The 17,930-nt window shown below is 49.6% G+C and carries 20 protein-coding genes; 17 read left to right on the top strand and 3 right to left on the bottom strand.

Annotated features, from left to right (window positions below; translation table 11 throughout):
* Positions 1-152 precede the first annotated feature (152 nt).
* Complete coding sequence (locus V7676_RS09645; RefSeq protein WP_335659473.1) at positions 153-1,439, top strand: MFS transporter; 1,287 nt, start codon at positions 153-155, stop codon at positions 1,437-1,439.
* 17 nt (positions 1,440-1,456) lie between these two features.
* On the opposite strand, the gene V7676_RS09640 is transcribed toward V7676_RS09645, so the two are convergent.
* Positions 1,457-1,612 (bottom strand): hypothetical protein, encoded by a 156-nt coding sequence (locus V7676_RS09640; protein WP_335659472.1) that lies wholly within the window; start codon positions 1,610-1,612, stop codon positions 1,457-1,459.
* A gap of 325 nt (positions 1,613-1,937) precedes the next feature.
* On the opposite strand from V7676_RS09640, the gene V7676_RS09635 reads away from it, so the two are divergent.
* From V7676_RS09635 to V7676_RS09615, 5 genes are all read left to right on the top strand, one after another.
* The gene (locus V7676_RS09635) at positions 1,938-2,186 is read left to right on the top strand and encodes a hypothetical protein (protein ID WP_335659471.1); all 249 of its coding nucleotides are present in this window, start codon (positions 1,938-1,940) and stop codon (positions 2,184-2,186) included.
* 158 nt (positions 2,187-2,344) lie between these two features.
* Complete coding sequence (gene hslV, locus V7676_RS09630) at positions 2,345-2,887, top strand: ATP-dependent protease subunit HslV (RefSeq protein WP_335659470.1); 543 nt, start codon at positions 2,345-2,347, stop codon at positions 2,885-2,887.
* Between the two features lie 57 nt (positions 2,888-2,944).
* A complete protein-coding gene (hslU, locus tag V7676_RS09625) occupies positions 2,945-4,246 on the top strand; it encodes an ATP-dependent protease ATPase subunit HslU (protein ID WP_335659469.1) in 1,302 nt (433 codons plus the stop codon).
* Between the two features lie 32 nt (positions 4,247-4,278).
* On the top strand, positions 4,279-4,680 hold the full coding sequence (locus V7676_RS09620; protein WP_335659468.1) for a GFA family protein: 402 nt from the start codon (positions 4,279-4,281) through the stop codon (positions 4,678-4,680).
* 76 nt (positions 4,681-4,756) lie between these two features.
* Positions 4,757-5,383 (top strand): peroxiredoxin family protein, encoded by a 627-nt coding sequence (locus V7676_RS09615; RefSeq protein ID WP_335659559.1) that lies wholly within the window; start codon positions 4,757-4,759, stop codon positions 5,381-5,383.
* Positions 5,384-5,395: 12 nt separating this feature from the next.
* Here the strand turns inward: V7676_RS09615 and V7676_RS09610 are convergent, their stop codons facing one another.
* Positions 5,396-8,407, bottom strand: a complete 3,012-nt coding sequence (locus V7676_RS09610; RefSeq protein ID WP_335659467.1) for a M16 family metallopeptidase — start codon at positions 8,405-8,407, stop codon at positions 5,396-5,398.
* 56 nt (positions 8,408-8,463) lie between these two features.
* Between V7676_RS09610 and V7676_RS09605 the strand changes: the two genes are divergently transcribed.
* The 10 genes from V7676_RS09605 to V7676_RS09560 all read left to right on the top strand — a co-directional run bounded on the left by V7676_RS09605 (position 8,464) and on the right by V7676_RS09560 (position 16,031).
* A complete protein-coding gene (locus V7676_RS09605; RefSeq protein ID WP_335659466.1) occupies positions 8,464-9,036 on the top strand; it encodes a NifU family protein in 573 nt (190 codons plus the stop codon).
* Between the two features lie 149 nt (positions 9,037-9,185).
* On the top strand, positions 9,186-9,812 hold the full coding sequence (tsaB, locus tag V7676_RS09600; protein WP_335659465.1) for a tRNA (adenosine(37)-N6)-threonylcarbamoyltransferase complex dimerization subunit type 1 TsaB: 627 nt from the start codon (positions 9,186-9,188) through the stop codon (positions 9,810-9,812).
* A 3-nt stretch (positions 9,813-9,815) separates the two neighbouring features.
* Positions 9,816-10,328 (top strand): ribosomal protein S18-alanine N-acetyltransferase, encoded by a 513-nt coding sequence (rimI, locus tag V7676_RS09595; RefSeq protein WP_335659464.1) that lies wholly within the window; start codon positions 9,816-9,818, stop codon positions 10,326-10,328.
* Positions 10,329-10,453: 125 nt separating this feature from the next.
* Complete coding sequence (locus V7676_RS09590) at positions 10,454-10,867, top strand: MucR family transcriptional regulator (protein WP_335659463.1); 414 nt, start codon at positions 10,454-10,456, stop codon at positions 10,865-10,867.
* 116 nt (positions 10,868-10,983) lie between these two features.
* A complete protein-coding gene (locus V7676_RS09585) occupies positions 10,984-11,406 on the top strand; it encodes a Fur family transcriptional regulator (RefSeq protein ID WP_335659462.1) in 423 nt (140 codons plus the stop codon).
* The gene (locus V7676_RS09580) at positions 11,378-12,178 is read left to right on the top strand and encodes a lysophospholipid acyltransferase family protein (RefSeq protein WP_335659461.1); all 801 of its coding nucleotides are present in this window, start codon (positions 11,378-11,380) and stop codon (positions 12,176-12,178) included. The genes V7676_RS09585 and V7676_RS09580 overlap by 29 nt, the downstream gene beginning before the upstream one ends.
* A gap of 9 nt (positions 12,179-12,187) precedes the next feature.
* Positions 12,188-13,525 (top strand): tRNA (N6-isopentenyl adenosine(37)-C2)-methylthiotransferase MiaB, encoded by a 1,338-nt coding sequence (gene miaB, locus V7676_RS09575; protein WP_335659460.1) that lies wholly within the window; start codon positions 12,188-12,190, stop codon positions 13,523-13,525.
* Positions 13,525-14,553, top strand: coding sequence for a PhoH family protein (locus tag V7676_RS09570; RefSeq protein WP_335659459.1), 1,029 nt, complete (start codon positions 13,525-13,527; stop codon positions 14,551-14,553). The genes miaB and V7676_RS09570 overlap by 1 nt, the downstream gene beginning before the upstream one ends.
* Entirely contained in the window at positions 14,540-15,049 is a 510-nt protein-coding gene (gene ybeY / locus V7676_RS09565) for an rRNA maturation RNase YbeY (RefSeq protein ID WP_335659458.1), read from the top strand. Before V7676_RS09570 ends, ybeY begins: the two co-directional genes overlap by 14 nt.
* Positions 15,050-15,071: 22 nt before the next feature.
* A complete protein-coding gene (locus V7676_RS09560; protein WP_442955425.1) occupies positions 15,072-16,031 on the top strand; it encodes a hemolysin family protein in 960 nt (319 codons plus the stop codon).
* Here V7676_RS09560 and V7676_RS09555 read toward each other — a convergent pair.
* Entirely contained in the window at positions 16,028-16,708 is a 681-nt protein-coding gene (locus V7676_RS09555; RefSeq protein ID WP_335659457.1) for an MOSC domain-containing protein, read from the bottom strand. The two genes, V7676_RS09560 and V7676_RS09555, sit on opposite strands and share 4 nt — an antisense overlap.
* A 37-nt stretch (positions 16,709-16,745) precedes the next feature.
* Between V7676_RS09555 and V7676_RS09550 the strand changes: the two genes are divergently transcribed.
* Positions 16,746-17,927 carry a glycosyltransferase family 4 protein gene (locus tag V7676_RS09550; protein WP_335659456.1) on the top strand — a complete coding sequence of 394 codons (1,182 nt, stop codon included), beginning with the start codon at positions 16,746-16,748 and terminating at the stop codon, positions 17,925-17,927.
* Positions 17,928-17,930: the final 3 nt, after the last annotated feature.

Below are 17,930 nucleotides of genomic sequence, written 5' to 3'. Positions count from 1 at the left end.
TTCGGCCAAAGTTAAATAATATCCTCATCATCCTAACGATTGTGAGGATATTTTCGGACATTCAACGCCTTGCGCTATTAGGCAACATCGCTAGTGTAACGAACAAATCAGTCTGCCTGTCTGACTTGGTTCAACAACAGGAAACCTCCTAAATGACATCAGCAATTCGATTACTGGCCAAACGGCGGTTTTGGCCACTTTTTGTTACACAGATGCTTGGAGCGTTTAATGACAATCTGTTCAAGTTTTCGATGGTCATATTAGTAACATATGGAATCTACAAAGACCCGACTCAGGATTTCCAATTCAACGCACTGGCATCTGGAATTTTTATCCTGCCATTTTTCCTGTTCTCGTCGCTCGCCGGGCAATTGGCCGATAATTATGATAAAGCGCGGATTACCCGGCTAGTTAAATCTTTGGAGATTGCAATTGCAGTGATCGGGGGAGTCGGCCTTTGGATTCAATCGATCCCGATCATGTTAACCGCCTTATTTCTTCTCGGCCTACAATCGACTTTTTTTGGGCCAATTAAATATGCGATCCTGCCGCAGCATTTGGAAAAAGACGAAGTTCTGGCCGGCACGGGTCTTGTTGAGGCTGGAACCTATATAGCAATATTGGCCGGCACGATTTTGGGCGGCGTCATCATAGATGAAAATGGAAATGGTGTTGAACTTGCAGTTATCTCAGTATTTATCGTGGCCATAATTGGCCGCGTCGGTGCACAATTTTTGCCGAGTGCTCCGCCACAAAAGGCGGTCGAGAAAATTGATTTTAATTTTGTTCGTTCATCCATCAAACTCATTTCCGCGACGCTGCATATACGGCGACTTTACCTTGCCATAGCAGCGATCAGCTTTTTCTGGGCGATTGGCTCTATATTAATCATCCAGTTTCCGCCACTGGTCGAAAATGTACTAACGTCTGCGCCCGCTGTAGCCAGCTTATTTCTGGGGGTTTTCTCTATCGGGATCGCTATTGGATCCATCCTGATAAACCAATTGCTTAAAAGCAAGGTATCCGCCCGCTATGCACCGTTCAGCGTTATTGCCATGGGTGTCTGTGTCCTTATATTATTCTTCATTGCACGCACTTGGGAAGGGCTACCCAATGGCGAGTTATATAATTTCCACACATTCATGATGCACGACGGGGCGTGGGCACTGCTTGCTACATTGGGCGGCGTATCTATTTTCGGCGGTATGTTTGTTGTACCGCTCTACGCGTTTCTGACAACGACAGTCGACATCAGTGAAACCGCCCGGACGATCGCTGCCAATAACGTAGTCAATTCAGGGTGCATGGTTCTCGGCGCATTGGCCGCTTTGGGATTGAGTCTGTTAGGCGTCTCTACCACTGAACAATTATTGTTAGTGGCGGCTATGTGCCTCGTTGCAGCGTGGCTTGGCCAACAGTTGCATCTCGCCTGTGATTAGGTGTGAATCACACGCAATTAAAAAATGAACAGATAAAAAGCGGTAAAAAATGCCGAAAAACTGAGTATAAAAAGACTCACATCTTCATTCATCCATTTTTTGGGCGGCGTTTCGACCTTCTCAATCGCCGAATCGCCGTCGGTTAAAGCCAATGCTGCCAATGGCAGACTCAAGCGAAAAGGGTGCCTAGCGCCTTCATTACGGAGTACAAGTGCACGTGTTCTGGTGTGTGTCATGGAGAGAAGTTAACAATTGATTAGGGATTTAATCCACCAGAGAATTGCCATTTTCTAGTTCTGTCTTAAGATGAGACAGTTACTTCGGTTGTTGTTCACCTGGATCTTGGGTCCAAAACGGACCAAAAGGCACATTGTGTGATCTTTGCAACAACCGCCAATTTTATAGACGTTTGAAGTCATACGCAGTTGATTTCAATCGATTGTTATGGCACTGCGCGGTTCGTATTGAGTGAAATGCGAAACCTTGAAGGAGCATATTATGCGTTTCGGTAAAATTGGTATGGCTGCAGTTGCAGCCGCATCTTTGGTTGCTACACCTGTGTTTGCACAGGCTGTTCAGCCAGTTTCTAAAGTTTCTCAGGCTGTTCGTGCTAACGCATCTACAGACAAAGAAGAGAAGCTTGCAGGCGGATCAGGCATCATCATTGCTGTTCTGGCGGCTGCTGCAGTAATCGGTGGCATTGTCATCGCTGCTGATGGAAGTGACGATTCACCAACCAGCCCCTGAACTCAGGTGCTGAACAAATTTTAAAGATGGCGGCTTCCGGGCCGCCATTTTTTTTGCCTGTCGTTTAGCTAAAGATATGCATTAAGCCCAACACAGCGGTTGCACTTGATAGCCAGATTTCCCATATCCTGATTATGACAGAAAATCAGCAGCATGGCATGCAACAATGGCATGGCACCACCATCCTCTCCGTCCGTAAAAATGGCAAAGTGATCGTCGCTGGCGATGGTCAAGTTTCCATGGGTCAAACCGTGATGAAGCCCAATGCCCGCAAAGTCCGGCAATTACACGATGGCTCCGTCATTGGCGGATTCGCAGGCGCTACGGCAGATGCGTTTACTTTGTTTGAGCGCTTGGAAGCAAAATTAGAGCGCCACAATGGCCAGTTGATGCGCGCAGCGGTCGAACTTGCCAAAGACTGGCGCACCGATAAATATTTACGCAATCTTGAAGCCATGATGATCGTCGCTGACAAAGAGGTTACGCTTATTCTAACCGGCAATGGCGATGTATTGGAACCAACCAAAGGCATTGCCGCAATAGGGTCTGGCGGGAACTTTGCCCTTGCCGCAGCACGGGCATTGATCGACTATGAAAAAGATGCAGAAAAGCTTGCACGCAAAGCCATGGCAATTGCTGCGGAAGTCTGCGTTTATACCAACGACGAGGTCACGGTTGAAACGCTTGACAGCAATGATTAAATTTCTTGCGCCACTTCACCCAAGATTTTCCCAAATTGATTCCACCAAAGGTTTGAAATGCTAGATAATCTCACCCCGAAGGCCATTGTTAAGGCGCTCGACGAACATATTGTCGGACAGACAGAAGCCAAGCGCGCTGTCGCTGTCGCCATGCGTAATCGCTGGCGGCGTCAAAAACTGCCCGCCGATTTGCGTGAAGAAGTCACACCTAAGAACATCCTTATGATCGGGCCGACTGGTTGCGGTAAAACAGAGATTTCCCGCCGCCTTGCCAAATTGGCCGACGCTCCATTCATCAAGATTGAGGCCACGAAATTCACGGAAGTTGGCTATGTCGGCCGTGACGTCGAACAAATAGCGCGTGACCTTGCCGAGGAAGCTGTACGATTGGAACGCGAACGCCGCCGGTCAGCGGTGCGCGAAACAGCCACGGATGCGGCGATGAAACGCTTACTCGATGTATTATGCGGCGAAAATGCCAGCGAAGCGACCCGGGAAAGTTTCCGTCAGCGGGTGGTCGACAATCATATGAATGATACCGAAATCGAAATCGAAGTCGAAGATACGCCCAATGCCCCCATGGATATTCCCGGCATGCCTGGCCAAGTCGGGATGATTAACCTGTCTGACATGATGGGCAAGGCATTTGGCCAAAATGCCCTGAAGCGCCGGAAGATGCGGGTCGCCGATGCATGGGATAAATTAATCGAGGAAGAATCAGACAAGCGGCTCGATGACGATGACATCGCCCGCACTGCGATAATTGATGCGGAATCAAACGGAATTGTATTTCTCGATGAGATAGACAAAATCGCAGTGAGTGATGTCCGCGGTGGATCGGTTAGCCGCGAAGGCGTGCAGCGCGATCTCTTACCGTTGATCGAAGGTACTACCGTTGCGACCAAATATGGGCCGATGAAAACAGACCATATCCTATTTATTGCATCGGGTGCCTTCTCCATCTCCAAACCCAGCGACATGTTGCCTGAATTACAGGGAAGGCTACCCATTCGTGTGGAATTGCGAGCTTTAACGGAAGCCGATTTTGTACGTATTTTAACCGAGACAAAGGCAAACCTGCCCAAGCAATATATTGCTTTACTGGGGACCGAAGAAGTCACCATAGAAATCACGCAGGATGCGATCGAAAAGCTTGCCCAGATTGCCGCCAATGTGAACGAAACAGTCGAGAATATCGGTGCGCGGCGTTTGCAAACGGTCATGGAAAAGCTACTCGAAGATATCAGCTTCGATGCAGAAGATCGCAAGGGCGAGACGATCATCGTCGATGCGGCCTATGTGGACGCCCAATTGGCCGATGTCGCCAAAGATACGGACTTGTCCAAATATGTGTTATAAGAGCATCTGATCTTTATTTCACGGAGAGAGAAATGGTTCAGGGCGGATGTTATTGTGGATCGGTGCGTTATGAAGTTTCTCGCGATCCGATTAACCAGTCTATCTGTCATTGTCGTGATTGCCAGAAAAGCAGCGGCGCGGCGTCTGTGGCATGGATCATGCTGGCACAAGATGGCTTCTCATTGACCAAGGGGGTGCTTAAAACCGTTAAAGGTGCAGGAGGAGCAGAACGGTTCTTTTGTCCGGAATGCGGCACCGGTATAGTTTATAAAAACCAGAATATTTTACCCGGATTGGTCGACGTCCAAACTGTTACCCTAGATGAACCAGATAGCTATATTCCTGAAATAAATATTCAGATGGCCGATCAAATTTCCTGGGAAAAAACTGCGCATGAACTTCCGGGATTTGAACGTTTTCCACCCCAAGAATAATTCCCATATTTGTAACCTGAATGCGGTTTAGGGCGAATTGTTTTGCAGAAACTTTAGGAGCATCATTTTGAAACGCATGGCATCTCTCTTCGCCTTGGCCCCTGCACTCGCTTTCACATCATGTTCGGAACCGGAAAGCCCGCCGGATAACAGCGCTGAAGCTAATGAAATAGCAGCCCCTGTGACGGACGAAGCGTCTTCCGAAATTCCATCAATTGACGTGGGACTTAAGGTCGGTGCAACCGCGCCGCTGGATGCAAAGTTCAACTCCGGGGACGGAAGCGAGACGTTAGAATCATTATTGGAAGACGGTCCAGCGGTTCTAGTGTTCACCCGTTCTGTGGAATGGTGCCCCTTCTGCCAGACGCAACTTAAAGGCATTAACGCAATCGTGGGTGACCTCGAAAAGCGCGGCTATAAATTATATGGCATAAGCTATGATAGCCTCGATAGTCAGGACCGGTTTTCTAAAAACCAGATGCTGCAATATAAAATGCTGTCAGATGAAAAATCCACGACAATCGATGCCTTTGGCCTCCGCGATCCGCAATATACAGAAGGAAAGGCCGTTGGCGTTCCCTATGCCTCTGTCATGGTGATCAATAAGGACGGCAAAATTATCGCCAAATCCGTATCAGGGGACTTTAAAAAGCGGCCAACCAACGAACAGCTTCTGGCATTGGTAGACGCTATCCAGAGGTGATGCATCGCCGGTTTATCGAGATGCCCCAGAAACTGCCGCTTCTTTTGTGATTGCAGCTTTCTGATCCCCTTCGGGGAGAACGACCAATTTCCATTTCGTCGTATCCTTGAGATATTTCTGCGCCAATTGCTGCACTTCCTCCGGCGTAATCACAGTATAATCGCTCAGCAATGTGCTCAATACCGTGAACTTCTCAGGATTAAAGCTCGCACCTTCTAGCTGGCTCATCCAGAAACTATTGCCGCTGCTCGCCCGCGATATAAGCTGGCGAAGCGGCTCCACGATACGCGTCAATTCATCCGGGCTGACCGGCTTTTCACGCAGGTCTTTTGCAATAAGTTCCGCGACACTGTAAAACCGATCAACATTATCTGGCGTTAGCTGACTGGAGGCGCTGATATAACCGCCGGTTTGAAAAGCGACTGGCCAGCTATTGACCACTTGAGGGCTATAGCTAGCGCCTTCCTTGGACCGCAAAATCTCAAACATACGATCATTAAAGATCGATACCAGAACTTCCAGCTTTCTGCTTTCCCGAATATTTTCCAGTCCACCACCGGTGGGCCAAGCAATCACGGCGGCCGCCCGTTCTGCATCGCCTTTGTGAACCAATATTTCAGGCCCCGCCTTGGGTTCTGGAAAAACCGGAGATTTTCCGTTATCAGACACAGGATCAACCTTACGTTTGCTCAGCGCACCAAAGGTTTTCAAGATTGCTTCGACGGTTTCATCCCGTTCAAAATCCCCAAATAGCATCAATTCAACAGGACCACTGGCGAGAACCGGTTTCCAGAATTTCTTAAAAGCCTCTGGTGTGAGAGATTCAAAATCCTCTTTATCCGGTGTTTTCCAGCGGGGGTCTTTACCGCGCACGAGCCATTCCAAATCGCGCTGCAACACCGCCTGCGGCGAGGCTGAAAAACTGTCATAGCCGATCAGGGAAGCAGCACGTCCGCGAATAACAGGCGCTTCGTCCCACCGGGGATATTGCAGCTTGGCAGCAATTAGATGGAGCTGATCCTCAAGATCGGCAGCTCTTGTATCCGCTTTAATCTCATAGGCATCGTCATCAATCTCGAAACCAAGGCCGATCCGGCGGCCTGTCGTAATCTTATCCAACCCTTCCTGTCCCAATTTGCCCACACCGCTAGCCATCAAAGCCATGGCACCAGTCCAGGCCAATCCTTCATCGTTAGAATTCAGACCACTATATCCTGTACCAAAACGCGCATTCACCATGATCTTGTTGCGTTCGGCCGAGTTGGGAAATAACAGCACCCGAACACCGTTGGACAGAACCAGTTTTTCAATATTAAACCGCTTATTCACCTCCGACGAGACAAGCTTACCCTTGCGGCCAATACGCGGCAGCGCCTCAAAACCGAGTTCAGCCTGCTTAACCCTCGCATTGCTTGCCGCTTTGACATCCTCTTTCAAGGCCGCCGCCAACTTGCTGTTGCCATTTTCCACCACAGTAGGCGACGTCATCAGAGCCCGTGTTGCGACACCGTCGAACAGCTTTTGCGTCGATTCCAAAAGGCGTTGCGGCGTATAAAGGTCCCGCATAGCCCGAAACACGTCCAGCGCGGTTTGCGGCGTTGCGACTGTTTCGTGAATATCGACGGCATTGATAATATCATCGGCCTGTTTGCGCGCGGCCTCTGTCGCATAGCCCTCAGCACCAATGGCCAGAGCGGCATCAAATTCGGAAATTTCGCGAGCAATATCTTCTTCAGAAGGTGCCTGTGTTGTGGCATCTGCAATCACCGACCGGACATCTTTTAGCGCCGTACTCCAATCGTCGGTTAAGGGGACGATACTGACAAATGTCCCGTCGACAGAGCGGCTAATGTCATCTTGGTTCACATTGGCCTGCAAATAGCTTCCACCTGCCCTTGCCCGTCCCTCCAACCGGCGGTTGATCATTTGCAGCGCAAGCAAATCAATCAGCAACTGTTGGTTATATTCAATCGTGTCATCAACCTGTCTCCACGGTCGAACAGTCACCATGGATATGAAACGCGGCAAGGTCGGCTCAATCAAGACCCTGCTAATATCTGCTTCAGGATCAGGATCGCCGAACTCCGGGGCGATACCGGGAGTACCCTTCCCCTTCCACTTAGAGAAATGCTTTTTCAGCAACGCTTCAAATTCCGTCGGTTCACCATCTCCGGCAATTACAACGACGGTATTTTCCGGCCGATACCAACGTTGATGGAACATCTGAAGCATCTGGGGAGTCGCAACGCCCAAGGTTTCTGGCGTACCAATCGGCGCACGGGTGGCCAGCCGCTGGTTAGCCATGAATAGCTCGCGCGTCGCATCTTGAATTTTCGTCTGTGGGCCCTGACGCTCTTGTAACTCTGCCAAAACAACTGGACGTTCGGCATCAATAGCTGTGGCATTTAAACCCGGCGCGCTGACCATGCCGGATATAATCTTGATGCTTTCATCCAGACTGGTCGGATTTGCGTTGGGAAGATCAAGTTTGTAAACTGTCTGGGTCGGCGTTGTTTCCGCATTGCTGTCGCTGCCAAATGTGGCGCCTAACCGCTGCCAAACCCGCTTCGCTTCGCCATCGGGTACATGTGCCGAACCACGAAAAGAGAGATGCTCCATAAAATGGGCAAAGCCTTGTTCGTTATCCTGCTCCATCAGCGATCCGGCATCAATCCGGACCCGGATAGATACCTGCCCTGGTGGAACACCATTATTTTTGACGGCGTAGCGCAGACCATTTTCGAGTATGCCAAACGTCCAGCTCTTATCGACGGGAACATCGCTACCTTGATATAACCAAGGCTGTTCCGCGCTCTTTTCTGCTGCAACCTCATGCGCCAGTGCTGGCGTTTTAAGGGGCGAGAATGAGAGACCGGCGGCAATTGCAAAGGTAGCAAAAACACGCCCCGAAGCGCTGAGATATTTGTTCATGGCATAGTTATAAGCAGCCCCTATCTTACTGGCCAGTGAATAAAGACCTGCAAACTCGCGCCACCGGTTGATTATGGGCATATTATATTTCACCGGCAGCAATCCAATTTGACCTTGATAGAAGGGACAAAAGCTCCCACATATCCATTATGTTGATAGAAACCGAAAAAACACCCAATCCATCCACGCTCAAATTCCTGATGGGCCAAACAGTCATGACCGACGGGACCAGAGATTTTGCTTCACCTGAAGATGCAGATATATCCCCTTTGGCGGAGGCATTATTCACCTTAGGCGATGTCACCGGCGTATTTTTCGGTTCGGACTTTGTATCCGTTACCGCAGACGCCGGTTCAGATTGGTCGGATGTAAAGCCCCAAGTGCTGAGCATATTGCTTGATCATTTTTCTGCGGGCCTCCCCCTGTTCAAGCCCGGCTCAGCCGGTGAAATCCAAGTTCCGCCCGAGGAAGAAGTCCATGATGATCCTGAAGATGCAGACATTGTCGCGCAGATAAAGGAATTAATCGAAACCCGTGTCCGCCCTGCGGTAGCCAATGATGGCGGCGACATTATCTATCGCGGCTTTAATCAAGGCGTTGTGTTTTTGAAAATGCAGGGCGCTTGTGCAGGATGTCCTTCTTCAACAGCAACACTGAAACATGGTATCGAGTCTCTGCTCAAGCATTATGTACCGGAAGTGGTTGAAGTCCGGGCCGCATAGACCGACCACAGTCCGAACCAATACATAAGGGGGACATATGCATCAACCATTTGATCAAGCTGTATTCGGCTGGAGCCTCCCCCGCTCCATCGACCGCGCTTCGTTTGCAACAGATATAACCCGATCATCTGACTGGTAGCGCCAGACCAATGGACAAATATATCCTCTCTATCGACACGGCAACTACTGCCTGTTCGGTTTCCTTGTTCAAAGACAAGCAAGTTATTGCCAGCGCCTATGAAGAAATCGGACGCGGTCATGCCGAAAAACTGGTGCCCATGATTGCACAACTGCCTGATCAAGGACGCGCCAACCGGATCATCGTCAATTGCGGACCCGGCAGCTTTACCGGCGTTCGTATCGGTCTATCAGCCGCAAAAGCATTAGCTATGGCTTGGCAGGCGGAGATTTCTGGATATCAATGCCTGCATCTTGTTGCAGCGCAGGCTTTAGCCGAAATGAAACACCCAAGCCCTGTCTTTATCGTTATGATTGGCGGCCATGGGGAATATTTCGTCCAGAATTTTGCCGCGGATGGGAATGCAATAGATGGTCTGCTTTCGCTGTCTCCCGACGCCGCCCTGCTTCAAGCAAAATCTGACCATTATGCAGGCTCGGCTGCAAAATCTCTGGCTGCTCTAACAACGAGTGCCTCCTATTCTACCATCCTTCCGAACGCGGCAAAATCAATGCTATTGTCAGAGTATTATAATTTTGTGAATGCCACACCAATTTACGGCCGTGCGCCTGACGCACTGCTGGCTAAACAGTCTTAGCCTATGCCAAAACTCGACATTTATCCTGAAAATGAAACGACCCAGGCAGACCAAAATATCATCTTAGAGCGTGAGTTTGGCGGATTCGATAAATTGCATTTCGTTATGCCGATCATGCAGGTTGCATTTTCCAGTCATTACGGGGAATCATGGAACGAGCATCAATGCCAGTCCATGCTCTCATTACCCGGCACACAATTGCTGATCGCCAGTTATGCCAATCAACCGTGCGGTTTTGCCATCACAAGAGCGGTGGCTGGAGAAGAAGAATTATTGATGATCGCCGTAGATCCGCAATATCAAAATAAGGGCATTGGTCTTCTCATCCTGAAGCAGCTCATTACCGATGCAGTCAAAACCGGGACTGATGCTATTTTTTTAGAGGTCCGGTCCAATAACCCGGCCCAGAGTCTTTATCAGAAACTTGGTTTCGAGCAGATTGGACTTCGGCCCGCTTATTATACGGGTAAGAATAAAGAAAAATTTGATGCGATTACCTATAAAATCTCTTTATGAAGACCAAACCACCCTAAAATCGACAATTTTTCTGCCTGGATCATTGATAATTTCGATCGATCATGCGAGGATATAGCGGGCAAAAAATGCTCAAAACCATAAAATGGTCGCACCAAGAGGTATAAATGACAGAGAATGATAAAGCTCTGAATGAGACGTTAATTGCGCTCACTTCAGATATAGTTGCAGCACATGTGAGTAATAATAGCGTAGCTGTTTCTGACTTGCCGCTCATCATCAACAACGTCCACGGCGCATTATCGGGACTTTCCGGAAAAACTGCGCCACGGGCTCTCCCCGAACCGGCAGTACCAATTAAATCATCTATTAAACCCGATTATGTGGTTTGCTTGGAAGACGGCAAAAAACTGAAAATGCTCAAGCGGCATTTAATGACCCATTATGGCATGACGCCAGATGAATATCGCGTCAAATGGGGCCTACCAAGCAATTACCCCATGGTTGCGCCCAACTATGCCGAGCAGCGCCGAGTACTGGCGAAGGCCATTGGCTTGGGCAAGAAAAAGAAATCGAGCTAAACTACCCGTGGGGTTCGGTTCCATCAATAGCTAACCCATGGACCAACCCCACTATTTTCCCGTTGCTTTATTCTCTTGCGAGAATAGGGTATTATGCAACTATCAGGATAAAAAAAATGCCGGACAAAATTGATCTTGAGAAGCTTTGCGCAGAAAAAGGACTACGGATAACCGATCAACGCCGCGTTATCGCCCGCGTCATATCTGATGCAGCAGATCATCCCGATGTGGAAACATTGCATGAGCGTGCTTCTGCGGTTGATCCCCGTATTTCTATCGCAACGGTTTATCGGACCGTTCGTCTGTTTGAAGAAGCCGGAATACTTGATCGCCATGATTTTGGAGACGGGCGCGCGCGCTATGAAGCAGTGCCCGAAGCCCATCATGATCATCTAATTGATGTTGAGACCGGCAAAGTTATAGAATTTGTCGATCCCGAGCTGGAAGCGTTACAAAAACAAATAGCTGAAAAGCTGGGATACCGATTGGTCGATCATCGCATGGAGCTTTATGGCGTATCCTCTGACCGAAAAAAATGAAACGGACCAACTCTCCCTTTCACTATTCGGGGCAATACTTATAGGATTACGCGCGTTAGCAATCGTGCTGAGTTTAGCGATTTGCCTGCCAATCCATTTGCTGTGGCGGTTTTTCCGGTTACCTTCGCCATGGCCCCGTTTCTTCCTCTGGCTGGTCGCGACCAATTGCGGTGCGGTTATAGGAACAAGAGGCAATCGACTCAAACAGGATGTATTTTACGTTTCCAACCATATTAGCTGGTTTGACATCCCGGTTATTGCTGGCGTTACCGGCTGCACTTTTGTGGCGCAAGATGGCATTGCAAGCTGGCCGGTTATCGGGTGGCTATGCCGTATCAACAAAACAATTTTTGTATCCCGCACCGACCGGATGCAAGTGGGAGACCAGATTGGCGTTATCCGGGAAGCCATGGAAGAAAAATATCCAATAACCGTGTTTCCTGAAGGCACAACTACGGACGGGTACAGCCTATTGCCCTTTAAACCCTCATTATTCCAAGCCATGGCACCGCCCCCTAAACCGACCATGATCCAGCCCATGTTGCTTGATTACGGCAAGGTCAGCGGAGACATCGCATGGATAGGTGATGAGACCGCGGCAGATAATGCAAAACGTCTGTTCGCACGCATCGGTATCATTCCAACAACCCTGCACTTCCTCGAGCCTTTCGACCCGGCTGATTTTGGTAATCGAAAAGCCATTTGCGCTGAGGCAGAGCGGCGAATTACAGAGGCGCTTTCCGCTTCCCTGACTGGAGCACCCGTTGTATAGGCAACGTATATGAATCGATCCAATCCTAAGAAATTCCGCGTCAAATCTTATGGCTGCCAAATGAACGTCTATGATGGGGAGCGCATGTCCGAAATGCTTGTCGATCAAGGCATGGCAAGCGCCGCAGATGGCGAAGATGCTGACCTCGTAGTGCTCAATACCTGTCACATCCGTGAAAAGGCAGCAGAAAAAGTCTATTCCGACATCGGACGGCTGCGCGGGAAAGATGGCAAAAGCCCAATGATTGCAGTCGCTGGCTGTGTAGCACAGGCAGAAGGAAAAGAAATTTCCCGCCGTGCGCCCAGCGTCGATATTGTTGTCGGCCCACAAGCCTATCACCGGCTCCCGGAACTGATAGAACGCGCCAAAACTGGTAAGAAGGCTTTGGATACAGACATGCCCGCTGCGTCAAAATTCGACGCTCTGCCAACCCGCAAGAAACAAGCCCGCCCATCAGCATTTCTGACGGTACAAGAAGGTTGCGACAAATTCTGCACCTATTGCGTTGTCCCTTATACCCGCGGAGCAGAAATTTCCCGTCCTTGGAGTGATTTGGTCAGCGAAGCACAAGCTTTGGTTGACGGGGGCGTTAGGGAAATCACTCTGCTGGGACAGAATGTAAACGCCTGGACCAGTGAAGACGATAAGGGCCGGATGCAAGGTCTGGACGGTTTGATCCGGGTCTTGGACGGCATCAATGGCTTAGAACGCATAAGATATACAACCAGCCATCCGAACGACATGACGGACGCGTTGATCGCTGCCCATGGTGAAATACCGGCGTTAATGCCTTACCTGCACCTTCCGGTACAGTCAGGCAGCGACCGGATATTAAAGGCAATGAACCGTTCGCACACGACCGAAAGCTACCTTGAGATCATCGGACGCATCCGCAAGGTGCGGCCAGACATCGCCATTTCTGGAGACTTTATTGTCGGCTTCCCGGGCGAGACCGATGCTGATTTCGAAGAAACTCTGGCAATCGTGCGCGCCGCCAATTACTCGCAAGCCTATTCGTTCAAATATTCACCCCGCCCCGGAACGCCCGCTGCTGGGATGGAAGGTCAAATAGAACCGGCAGTTATGGACGAGCGGCTCCAACGGCTCCAAGCTTTACTCAACGAGCAGCAGCATGACTTTAATAGACAGGCATTAGGGCGTCGCACCGACATATTATTGGAGCGCAAAGGGAAGCTTGATGGGCAACTGGTAGGCAAAACTCCTTGGTTGCAATCAGTTCATATCATCGCCCCCGAACTTGCCATTGGTGACATGGTTGATGTGACCATCGAAAGTGCCGGTCCGAATAGCTTACAAGGTAAAATGACACAGAGAGAAGCTGCTTAATGGTCAAAAAACATAGCGCTGCAGATAAAACCAATCTCGTCACACTAGACGTAGAATTTGATAATCCCCAAATATTGGGTGAACTGTTCGGCGAATATGACCGTAATATCGTGGCGATTGAAAATCGGCTCGGCGTCTATATCGCAGCACGCGGGACCAAATTAAAGATTGAAGGTGAAGAAGAAGCCGCGACTCAGGCGCGCGACGTTCTGACCGGTATTTATAACCGGCTCGAAGATGGCCAGGAAATTGATGGCGCTGTCGTCGAGGCCATTATAGGAATGGTTGCTGACCCGCGGGTGGTCAAGGCAGCCAAGCCCAATAACATCGAAAAATCTGCGAAAACCGATGTATCCGCGCCACCCAAAGTAATGATCAAGACGCGCAAGAAAACAATTTTTCCTCGCTCCGTCCGTCAGGCGGATTATATGGAAAAACTGGCCCGTGATGATATGATCTTTGCGTTGGGGCCAGCAGGTACCGGCAAAACCTATTTGGCGGTGGCACAAGCCGTCTCGCAGCTTATCACTGGTTCGGTGGACCGCCTGATCCTTTCTCGTCCCGCCGTTGAAGCGGGCGAAAAAATTGGCTTTTTGCCGGGTGATCTGAAGGAAAAGGTCGATCCCTTTTTGCGGCCATTGTATGATGCACTCTATGACACATTGCCAGCCGAACAGGTTGAGCGGCGGATCGAGAGTGGCGAAATTGAAATTGCGCCCATTGCATTTATGCGCGGCCGGACGTTAGCCGATGCCTTCGTGATTTTAGACGAAGCGCAAAATACTACCGCCGCGCAAATGAAGATGTTCCTCACCCGTTTTGGTATGAATAGCCGGATGGTCATTTGCGGCGATCCGAAGCAAATCGATTTACCAAGCGGTGCAATCTCTGGTCTTGCTGATGCAGTACAAAAACTGGAAGGTGTCGATGGTGTCAGCACAGTTCAATTCGGCGCATCTGATGTTGTCAGACATCCGTTGGTCGGCAAGATCGTCGAGGCTTACGAAGGCAAAGATGTTACAGATTGAACTTAGCACGGAGCCGGAATGGCGCGATATAGCGGACTGGCAAAAACTGGGCGAACAGGCGGCAGGTGCCGCGCTTTCAGTCACTCCTTATGCGGAGCTTGCACAGAAAAATTTTGCACTCGAAGTCAGTATTAAATTATCCAACAATGATGAGGTACGGCAGCTAAATGCCGCCTATCGCGGAAAGGACAAGTCCACCAATGTATTGTCATTTCCGTTAGTAGCACGCGATTTGCTTGGCTCGCTGTCTAACAGCGATGACGGAGAAGTATTGCTGGGTGATATCATCATGGCCCATGATGTCTGTGAGAAGGAAGCAAAGGAAAAGGGGATTCCCATGGTCAACCATGCGTCCCATCTTCTTGTGCATGGCGTTTTACATTTATTGGGCTATGATCATGAAATTGAAACCGATGCTCTGATAATGGAGGCTTTGGAAGTTAAAGCGTTGCAAGACTTGGGCATTGCCAATCCCTATGCCGATGAACATTTATAATAGAGTGATCAAGAATAATATTATGTCAGACGATAATACGAGTAATTCCAGCGGTGGCAGCGGTCGATCATCGTCCGCATCTCGCAATGATGATGAAGAACCCGGACGAATATGGCGCAGCCTGAAAGCAATGGTTTTTGGGCAAGCGGAAGATAAACCGCTGCGCGCGCAACTCGAAGAAGTTATTGACGAGCATGAAAGCGATGGCGAAGCCGATAAAAACGGCGTCCCTGATATCACTCAGGTTGAGGTGGAAATGCTCCGCAATTTGCTTCACTTCGGTGATCATTGTGTTGATGATATCGCAGTTCCCCGCGCTGACATCATCGCGATAGAAGAAAGCGCACCGTTTAGCGAATATGTCGAAATATTTTCCGAACATGGTCACAGCCGTATCCCGGTATTTCGCGGTAATCTCGATACGATCATTGGTATGATCCACATCAAGGATATTTTTGCGCTAGTCGCAAAAGGCGGGACTCCTCCAACCGATATTACGCCCTATCTTCGCCAGCCCCGATTTGTGCCTGAATCCATGGGTGTATTAGATTTGCTCGCAGAAATGCGGGCAACGCGGACCCATCTTGCGATAATATTTGATGAGTATAACGGTACCGAAGGTCTTGTTACTATTGAAGATATTGTCGAAGAAATCGTCGGTGAAATCGAAGACGAACATGATGACGAACCCGTACCAATGCTGAAGCTCTTGGACGATGGCATCTGGGAAGCGGACGCGCGGGCCGAACTGGATGATGTCGGCAAAGACATCGATCCGGCGCTGGCTGAGATTGATGAAGATGTCGATACCATAGGAGGCCTGTCATTTGTATTGGCTGGCCATATTCCTAAAACAGGCGAAATGCTCGAACATCCCAGCGGTTGGTATCTCGAAATATTGGAAGCCGACGACAGGCGCGTTACCAAGCTGCGCTTGTTGCCGCCTAGACATAAGATGACCGCCGCCACAAGCAACGATTAACTTTTAGCAAGTTGAGCCGCACGCTTCCGCCATGTATCTGCTAATATAGGCATATCGGCTAGTCGAAGCAATTCGGCACCCTGCCCCTTATGTTTGCCCGCGATCAGCACATCGAATAGCCGATTTAGCGGCCAATCGGGATAGACGCGATCTTGCTGGACAAAGCGATCGCCTGCGCGGACTTTCCCAGGTTCTAACACTCTAAAATAACTACCCGACATACTTGTCTTAATCACCGTCTTCATGACATCGGGATATCCAAAATGATGATTGAGTTTCCAACACGGTTGGCGCGCATGACTGCATTCAATTAATGCTTCACCGAGACGAAAAATATCGCCAAGATGTAGCTTGTCTTCCGTCAGCCCAGCGCAACTGAAATTCTCTCCAAACGCGCCGGGGTGGTTTAAAATATCCAATTCCGGATATTTTTCTTTCCAGAATGCATAATGCTCGATCGGATAAAGATGCACCGCTTTATCTCGCCCACCATGATGCAACAGATCAGCGACTTGATTGCCGACCAACCCAAATAGTCCAAGCTCAACGGTTTCGAAAACCGGCTGCTTGACGATGGCACTCATCTCGCCATCTGCGCGGAACGGCTTTGGTGTGCCGATCAGCAGATGATCCAGTTTCGTTTCTATCATCAACAATTTATATCCGCTCAAGTTCATATTGGCAATTTGCGATTTATTATGCTTGAAGGCGAAAATGGAAATCAGTGACCTTCGCATTGCCTTGTACAGTGGCAATTATAATTTCGTACGCGATGGCGCCAATCAAGCGTTAAACCGACTAGCGGAATATCTTTTACGCAAAGGGGCTGCTGTACGAGTTTATTCCCCGACTACTGATACCCCTGCCTTTGAACCCACTGGCGATTTGATCAGCGTTCCCTCTTTCGCATTTCCCGGACGCGCGGAATATCGGTTTCCCACCCATATTTCCGGTAGTGCGAAACGTGATCTGGCGGCCTTTGCCCCTAATATCATGCAAATTTCAAGTCCTGACCGGGTTGGGCACCGGATGGTAAGCTGGGCACGGAACCGCAACATTCCGGTTCTGGCATCCGTTCACACACGATTTGAAACCTACCCCCGCTATTATAATCTGGCTTTTCTGGAGCCAGTTATCGAAGCAATTTTACGCCGCCTTTACCGGCGCTGTGACGCACTGGTCGCACCATCCGAATCCATGGCCCAAGTGCTCCGTCAACAGCGGATGAACTATGATGTCGGAATCTGGTCACGCGGCGTCGATAAACAAATGTTTAATCCTTCGAAGCGTGACCTGTCTTGGCGGCAATCCTTTGGCATTACGGACGATGAACCGGTCATCGGCTTCCTCGGACGGCTAGTTATGGAAAAAGGGCTAGATGTTTTTGCCGACACAATCGACGAATTGAAACGACGCAAAATAAAGCATCGCGTCATTGTGATCGGTGAAGGTCCGGCAAAACAATGGTTCGAAGAGCGGATGGAAGATGCAATTTTCGCCGGTTTCCAGCAAGGCCATGATCTCGGCCGAGCGGTGGCCAGCATGGATATGCTGTTCAATCCGTCGATTACAGAAACTTTTGGCAATGTAACACTGGAGGCCATGGCCTGCGGTCTTCCCGTCGTCGCGGCAAAAGCCACCGGTAGCCAAAGCTTGGTCAAAGACAAAGAGTCCGGCATGCTTGTCACACCGGGCGCAATTCGCGACTTTGCCGATGTGCTACAACTCTATTGTCAGGATGAAGCTATCCGCAAGGTCCATGGCGCAGCCGGCGAACGCCGCGCCGATGAATTTAGCTGGGACCAGATAAATCAGGCAGTGGCCGAAACCTATATCCGCCTGATCCGTCAACGCCAGTCTGGTCAAAGCCCTATAAAACAGGCCACTGTTCGATAGGAG

This window comes from Parasphingorhabdus sp., from assembly GCF_036963805.1.
Lineage (GTDB): Bacteria > Pseudomonadota > Alphaproteobacteria > Sphingomonadales > Sphingomonadaceae > Parasphingorhabdus.
This window is presented reverse-complemented; position numbering and strand designations above follow the sequence as displayed.